Annotated in this window: 5 protein-coding genes; 2 read left to right on the forward strand and 3 right to left on the reverse strand. The window is 72.9% G+C overall.

Translation table 11 applies throughout. The features are described from left to right. A partial coding sequence (locus CCN33_RS26795; RefSeq protein WP_341866596.1) for an aminotransferase class I/II-fold pyridoxal phosphate-dependent enzyme occupies positions 1–698 on the reverse strand: 698 nt, incomplete at its 3' end. Between the two features lie 98 nt (positions 699–796). Between CCN33_RS26795 and CCN33_RS26800 the strand changes: the two genes are divergently transcribed. Together CCN33_RS26800 and CCN33_RS26805 are read left to right on the forward strand one after the other, a co-directional pair. Beyond that, complete coding sequence (locus CCN33_RS26800; protein WP_244173949.1) at positions 797–1,069, forward strand: hypothetical protein; 273 nt, start codon at positions 797–799, stop codon at positions 1,067–1,069. A 28-nt stretch (positions 1,070–1,097) separates the two neighbouring features. Next, on the forward strand, positions 1,098–1,994 hold the full coding sequence (locus CCN33_RS26805) for a hypothetical protein (protein WP_086696025.1): 897 nt from the start codon (positions 1,098–1,100) through the stop codon (positions 1,992–1,994). 86 nt (positions 1,995–2,080) lie between these two features. On the opposite strand, the gene ptsP is transcribed toward CCN33_RS26805, so the two are convergent. Further along, a complete protein-coding gene (ptsP, locus tag CCN33_RS26810) occupies positions 2,081–3,751 on the reverse strand; it encodes a phosphoenolpyruvate--protein phosphotransferase (RefSeq protein ID WP_086696026.1) in 1,671 nt (556 codons plus the stop codon). Positions 3,752–3,839: 88 nt separating this feature from the next. Continuing rightward, complete coding sequence (locus CCN33_RS26815) at positions 3,840–4,289, reverse strand: PTS sugar transporter subunit IIA (protein ID WP_086696027.1); 450 nt, start codon at positions 4,287–4,289, stop codon at positions 3,840–3,842. Between the last annotated feature and the right edge of the window lie 320 nt (positions 4,290–4,609).

Consider the following 4,609-nt stretch of genomic DNA (forward strand, 5'->3'; position numbering starts at 1 on the left):
AGTCCGAGGCCAGCCGCACCGCCTCCGGCGGTCGGAGCTCCGCCGTGGTGATCCGCACCCCCGGCGCCGACGCCAGCCGGAACCGCGCCCCGGCCGCGACCCACCAGCCGCGCGAGGGGCGCACTGGAGACGTCGGACGCGTGGTCGTTCTCCAGCACCAGCACCTCCGGCGCCTCCCGCAGCACCTCGGCCCGTGCGTCCCGGCGCGCCGGTGAGAAGGCCCCGCCGAGCGGATTCTGCGCCCGTGGACTGAGCACCACCGCGCGCACCCCGGCCCGCAGCGTGCCCCGCAGCTCCTCCGGGCGCATCCCCTCGCCGTCCACCGCGACCGGCACCGGGCGCAGCCCCAACGCCGCGACGAGGTCCAGCAGATGGTGATAACCGGGGTCCTCCATCGCCATGGCGTCCCCCGGCCGCAGCTGGGCCGAGAGCACCCGGCCGACGAAGTCCAGCGCCCCGTGCGCGAACGTCACCTGCTCCACCGGCACCCCGTCGGCGCCGATCCACTCCCACACCGCGCTCTCCAGCCGCGCGAGCCGGGGACTCGAACGGTGCGAGCGGACACCGGGGGAGAGGCGCGAGGGCGGCACCAGCGCCGGCCGCAGCGCCGGATCGGGATGCCCACCCGCCAGGTCCCGCAGCCCCTCGGGCACCTTGGGCGGGCGCTCCTCCGCCAGCCGCCGCACCGGAGGCAACACCGCTCCCGGCGCCAACGCGCCGTCGGTAACGCCTTGTTCCCCTGTTCGGCGCGACCTGCCTGCTCACCGCCTCGGCCATCCTCTTCACCCTCGCCGAGATGCTGCACGCCACCGTCTCCTGGGAACTCTCCGTCGCTCTCGCCCCCGACGACGCCCAGGGCAGCTACCTCGGCGTCCACGGCCTGGCCCAAGCCGCCCAGCGCTCCCTCGGCCCACTCGCCGTCACCGCCGCCCTCACCCTCGGCCCCCTCGGCTGGACCGCCCTCGGCACCACCATCGCCCTCACCTGCGGACTCCAGCACCGCCTGGTCCGCGCCCGGCTCCGCCCGCCCCCGTTGTCAGTGCCCGCGGTTACGGTGAGTGAGCACTGATCGACAGCGCACACACAGGGGGAAAACCATGGCGCACACCGACCACCAGACCATGCGACGCGTCCTGCGCCGCGAGATCGCGGGCACCGTCGGCCTGCTCACCGACGAACACGACTTCCGCGCCATGCGGCGCTACCGCAGCTTCACCTTCGACGACCACACCACCTACCTGCGCCAGATGGAAGCCGTCCTCAAAGCCCGTGCCGCCCAAGGCAGTCACACCGCACTCGCCCTCTTCGACCCCGAGGAGTACGCCGAGTTCTGCACCGCCACCGGCATCGACCCCGACGCCCCCGCCAGCCGCAGCCGCTTCACCGCCGAACTCGCCGCCCTCGGCCCCACCATCCCCTATGAGGGCGAACCCCTCACCGCACTCCTGCCCGCCCTCGTCGGCGAAGCCGTCCGCCAGGCCACCTGGGAATACGCCACCACCCTCCTGAGCCGCCTCGGCCCCTGCGCCACCTGCGGCGAGGACATCGGCCGCGCCGCCTTCATCCGCGCGTCCGCCCTGCTCGCCCGCGTCCTGGAAACCGCGCCCCCCGGCGCCCAGCACCTGGTGTGCAGCGTCGCCGGACCACCCGAAACCCTCGTCGCCGTGCTCCACGCCGACCCCGACGCCCACGGGACCGCCGAACCCGACCAGGCCGAGGCACTCGAATTCACCAGCGTCCTCGCCCTTGGCCTCGCCACCCGCAGCCCCGGCGGCCTCGTCATCCGCATCAGCGCTCCCGACCGCCCCGACCGCGTCCACGGCTGGCGCCTGCGCGCCGGACACCTCCAGCCGCTCACCGCCTCCGAGGTCTTCGACGCCTACTGCACCGACATCGACACCGGCGACCTCATCGCCCCCGAGTCAGGCGTGGACTACCGCGCGGCCCCCGACCTCGCGGACGACGACCAGGAAGACCGCGGACACCACCACTGAGACGCGCCAGGGGCGCCCCACCCGAAGGATGGGACGCCCCTGACCGCCACGAGCCCACGCGCACACCGACGTGCGCGCGGTACCGGCTACTCGCCCGACAGCACCGCCTGCGCCGCCGTCCGCGCCTCGTCCGCGCTGTCCGCCGCACGCGCGGCCGCCGCGGCCCGCTCGCACTGCGCCAGCGTGTGCTTCGCCAGCGTCGCCCGCACGTACGGGATCGACGCCGCACCCATCGACAGGGAGGTGACACCCAGACCCGTCAGCACACAGGCCAGCAGCGGGTCGGACGCGGCCTCACCGCACACCCCGCAGCTCTTGCCCTCGGCCCGCGCCGCCTCGGCGGACAGCGCGACCAGGTCGAGCAGCGCGGGCTGCCACGGGTCCTGGAACCGCGACACCGCGCCCACCTGCCGGTCCGCCGCGAAGGTGTACTGCGCCAGGTCGTTCGTGCCGAGCGACACGAACTCGACCTCCCGCAGGATCGACCGCGCCCGCAGCGCGGCCGACGGGATCTCCACCATCGCGCCGTACTTGGCGTGCAGCCCCGCCTCCCGGCAGGCGTCCGCGAACGCCTTGGCGTCGGCACGGTCCGCCACCATGGGCGCCATGACCTCCAGGTGCACCGGCAGCCCCTCGGCGGCCTTCGCCAGCGCGGTCAGCTGCGTCCGCAGCACCTCCGGGTGGTCCAGCAGCGTCCGCAGCCCCCGCACGCCGAGCGCCGGGTTCGGCTCGTCGGCCGGCGTCAGGAACTCCAGCGGTTTGTCCGCACCCGCGTCCAGCACCCGCACCACGACCCGGCCCTCGGGAAACGCCTCCAGCACCTGCCGGTAGGCCGTCACCTGCTTCTCCTCGGACGGCGCGTTCTTGCTGTCGTCCAGGAACAGGAACTCGGTACGGAACAGACCCACACCCTCGGCCCCGGCCTCCAGCGCGGCCGGCACGTCCGCCGGACCGCCGATGTTGGCCAGCAGCGGCACCTTGTGCCCGTCTGCCGTCACACCGGGACCGCTCGACGCGGCCAGCGCCGCCTTGCGCTCGGCGGCGGCGGCCTCCAGCCGCGCCGTCGTCTCGCCGGTCGGGTTCACGAAGATGTCGCCCGAGCTGCCGTCGACCGCGATGACCGTGCCCTCCGGCAGCTCACCCGCGCCGGGCAGCGCGACCACGGCCGGCACCCCGAGCGCCCGCGCCAGGATGGCGCTGTGGCTGGTCGGCCCGCCCTCCTCGGTCACGAAGCCCAGCACCAGCGCCGGGTCCAGCAGCGCGGTGTCGGCGGGGGCCAGGTCACGGGCCACCAGTACATAGGGGTGGTCGCTGTCCGGCACACCCGGCATCGGCACCCCGAGCAGCCGCGCCACGATGCGGTTGCGCACGTCGTCCAGGTCGGCGACCCGACCCGCCAGGTACTCACCGGCATTGGCCAGCAGCTCGCGGTACGCCGCGAACGCGTCGTACACCGCGCGTTCGGCGGTACTGCCCACGGCGATCCGCCGCTCCACGTCGGACATCAGCTCAGGGTCCTGGGCCATCAGGGCCTGGGCCTCCAGCACGGCCTGCGCCTCGCCGCCTGCCAGGTTGCCGCGTGCCGTCAGGTCGGCGGCCACGGCGTCCACGGCCTGCCGGGCACGGCCCTGCTCGCGCTCCGCGTCCTGCGGAGGGATCTGCTTGGCCGGCGGCTCCAGCACGGCCGTCCCCATGTGCCTGACCTCGCCGATCGCCACACCGTGGCTCACACCGACGCCTCGCAGCGTTGTCTCCATCTCACCGTCTCCGCTAATGCGGTGGCCCCCGCCACCGCGTTGGTTGTCGTACATGCCGTAGGACGGCCGAGCCGTCAGGACAAGGAGATCAGGACCAGGAGAAGAGGCTGTCGCCGGTCTTCACGTCACCGGTCTCGCGCAGCTCGGCGAGGGACTCGGCCGTGGCCTCGAGCGCGACGACGGGACAGATGGGGGACTTGCCGGCGGTCTCGACCGCGGCCGGGTCCCAGCGCACCACGGCCTGGCCGCGTGCGACGGTGTCCCCCTTGTTTACGAGCAGCTCGAAGCCCTCGCCGTTGAGCTGGACCGTGTCGATGCCGAGGTGCACGAGCACACCGTGCCCGCTCTCGTCGACCACGACGAACGCGTGCGGGTGCAGGGAGACGACGACGCCGTCCACAGGGGACACGACCTCGGAGGGCTCACGCACCGGGTCGATCGCGGTACCGGGGCCCACCATGGCCCCGGAGAAGACCGGATCGGGCACGTTGGCCAGTCCGATGGCGCGTCCGGCGAGGGGGGACGTCACGTTGGTCATGGGGGGCCTCCCAGGGAGTGGGGTAGGTGGCGGTTCCCCAGAGAAGTTAGCAGCTAGTGGTCTAGACCACCATCTTCGGGGGTTTGCGTCGTCGCCAGGACTTGTGTACAGTCATCGTCCTGCCTGAGACCGGGCGGCGCGACAGCGCGCTCACCCTCGGCAGCACCCAAACTCGTCAGATCCTATCTCGGGATCAGTTCTCGCATGCCTGCGATCGACTGGTCAGGGACACGGAAAAACCCTGCTAGAGTTTGGACCGCCGGAAAGGAAAGACGGAAGCGGAAACGCCGAAGTGAAAACCTGGAAAGCACCGAGGAAAT

The sequence above is a fragment of the Streptomyces recifensis genome (genome assembly GCF_002154615.1).
Classification (GTDB): Bacteria; Actinomycetota; Actinomycetes; order Streptomycetales; family Streptomycetaceae; genus Streptomyces; species Streptomyces griseoluteus.

What these genes read in the sequence shown, in the direction of transcription:
- CCN33_RS26800 (WP_244173949.1), top strand. Translation starts at nt 797, where the DNA reads ATGCTGCACGCCACCGTCTCCTGGGAACTCTCCGTCGCTCTCGCCCCC.
- CCN33_RS26805 (WP_086696025.1), top strand. Translation starts at nt 1,098, where the DNA reads ATGGCGCACACCGACCACCAGACCATGCGACGCGTCCTGCGCCGCGAG.
- ptsP (WP_086696026.1), bottom strand. Translation starts at nt 3,751, where the DNA reads ATGGAGACAACGCTGCGAGGCGTCGGTGTGAGCCACGGTGTGGCGATC.
- CCN33_RS26815 (WP_086696027.1), bottom strand. Translation starts at nt 4,289, where the DNA reads ATGACCAACGTGACGTCCCCCCTCGCCGGACGCGCCATCGGACTGGCC.